The sequence below is a fragment of the Protofrankia sp. Cr1 genome (assembly GCF_963555865.1).
Classification (GTDB): domain Bacteria; phylum Actinomycetota; class Actinomycetes; order Frankiales; family Frankiaceae; genus Protofrankia.
Genome location: NZ_CAUVXO010000313.1, coordinates 4,249 through 6,332, shown reverse-complemented (window position 1 = coordinate 6,332; position 2,084 = coordinate 4,249). Strand labels below are relative to the sequence as shown.

2 protein-coding genes are annotated in these 2,084 nt (G+C 68.2%); one reads left to right on the top strand and one right to left on the bottom strand.

Annotated elements, in window-relative coordinates; genetic code table 11:
• Window positions 1-155: 155 nt before the first annotated feature.
• Window positions 156-1,031, bottom strand: coding sequence for a hypothetical protein (locus U9980_RS20035; RefSeq protein WP_322769320.1), 876 nt, complete (start codon window positions 1,029-1,031; stop codon window positions 156-158).
• Between the two features lie 391 nt (window positions 1,032-1,422).
• On the opposite strand from U9980_RS20035, the gene U9980_RS20030 reads away from it, so the two are divergent.
• Window positions 1,423-1,902 carry a nuclear transport factor 2 family protein gene (locus tag U9980_RS20030; protein WP_322769319.1) on the top strand — a complete coding sequence of 160 codons (480 nt, stop codon included), beginning with the start codon at window positions 1,423-1,425 and terminating at the stop codon, window positions 1,900-1,902.
• The last annotated feature ends 182 nt before the right edge of the window (window positions 1,903-2,084 follow it).

Sequence of the window (2,084 nt, the reverse complement as noted above, 5' to 3'; positions counted from 1 at the left end):
TGCCGTGGCGGGTCCTGGTGATGTCGACGAGGTAGTCGGCGACTCCCGGACGTTCGCTCACCGCGGCGGACAGCCGCCGGTGCACGCCACGTTCGGCGAATACCTCGGCGAGGGTGCGGCCGATCCCCGACGTCATGCCCGTAACGAGGACAACCTTATCTGTGATGCCAGTGGCGGCGACCGTCGTCACGGCAGTCCATGACCCGCATGCGTAGGAGCATCGCCGCGAACAGGCGCCCGCCGTTGCCGTCGTCGTGCAGCTCGACGCGGACGGCGACGGCACGGCCGGCGACGCCGATGAGGACGGGGCTCGCGACGAAGGGCCCGACCCGACCGGGGCGCACGATCGTCAGACCGAGGTGCTCGGCCGCGAGGGCGTCGGTGCCCAGGTGCTCCGTGGCCGCCTGCAGGGCCGCGGCCTCGCCGACGACGAGCATCGGGCCGTGGTGCAGGCGGTCGGTACCGATCTTGGGCGTGAGGCCGGGGATCTCGAGGCGGCCGTCGTCGCGGCGCCGGCCTGTGTACGCCTCGTGGAGCGGCGGGACGACCTCGAGTCCCTCGATGCCGGTGCCGGGCTCGGGGTAGGTGAAGCCCGCGGGCGTCGGAGCGATCACCGACCAGTTCGCGGTGCCGAACCCGATGGCGCGCTCCGGGTTGGCGCCGTCGTGCATCCGTACTTCGGTGAAGATCTGCGACCGGGTCTCGCACGTCACGTGCCCGACGAGGTGGACCTCGTCGACGTCGGACGACGGGTCGATGACCTCCAGGTCGACCTGGGTGAGCGCCAGGATGTTGATCGGGTCGACGTTGATGCCGGCGACATCGAGCATCGCGATGGCGAGCGGTGCCGCGAGCACGCCCCCCGGAGCGCGCAGGTCGGGACGAAGTGCGATCCAGCCCTCGGCGTGGTCCCGGTCGATCGCCTTCGGCCGGGAAGCGAGGTACCGGTAGCTCATGAGTACCCCACGGGTGCCGGCCCACTCGCCGTAGGGATCGGCGAGCTCGCGCCGGACGGTGCTGCTCTCGGTCACGGTTCTCCTTCCGCTGCAGCGGTGACGGCTGTTTCCTTGCCCTCTTTGCCCGATGGAATCTACAGTGTATATGTCGGCGTGGGCGCGAGGGAACAAACGACGTGGAGCGGACATAGCTTTCGACTGCGATCAGCACATGTACGAGACGCGGGACTCCTTTACCCGTCACCTGCCGGAGCAGTTCCAGGGCCAAGCCGTGTCGCCCGTCAAGGTCGCCGACGGGCGTGAGGTGATCCTCCTCGCGGGCGAGGAGGATCATGGTTGCGCTCGAGCCGGCTCGATGCGGCAGGCCGGCAAATCCCGCAGCTCTCGTGATATGCGAGATAGACCATGATTGGGAATCTGTGATCCGGAGTATCGTCAAGTTACGAGAGATAGGCCGACGGCAGATATGATTCTCAAGCGGCCGTCACCGGCGCAGGCAGCAGACATCGTCGCGATCCAGCAGCTCGCGGTCTCCTACGCCGAGGCGGTCAGTCGCGGCGAGGTCGGCGAAGCGGTGCTGGCATACGCACCGGACGGTGTGCTGGAGACACCCACCACGGCTCCCGCGGTCGGACGCGACGCGATCGAGAAGACCATCTCGGCGGCGGTGGCGAGCCTCGAATTCGTCTTCCAAACGGTGCATCTCGGCCTGGTGAACGTCCACGACGAGGGTCACGCCTCGGCCCGGTTCCAGATTACCGAGTGGGCCCGCCGCCGCGTGGACGGCGCCGGCATGCTGTTCCTCGGCTACTACGACGACGACGTCGTACTGCTTCCCGAAGGGTGGCGGTTCAGCCGCCGCCGCCTTCTACCACGCACCCTCGGCCGACCGCCCTTCCTCACTGGCGCCGTACATGACCTCGCGGCGCTGCGAACAGAGCTGTAGAACTATCGGCTGCGTGGACGTGGGCATGTACAGCGAAATGGGCGTCTGCTCCGACCACGCAGGGCCGTCGGCCGCGCCGCCGCGCTGCGGACAGAGCCCCTGCTCGCCGTAGGACGGTGGCGGGAGCGGACCTGACGGACTCTGTTGGGTGACGGTCCAATTGCCAGACAGTTATGTCTGGC

Excerpts from the sequence above, each read along its gene's own strand:
- U9980_RS20030 (WP_322769319.1), top strand. The coding sequence starts at position 1,423 with ATGATTCTCAAGCGGCCGTCACCGGCGCAGGCAGCAGACATCGTCGCG.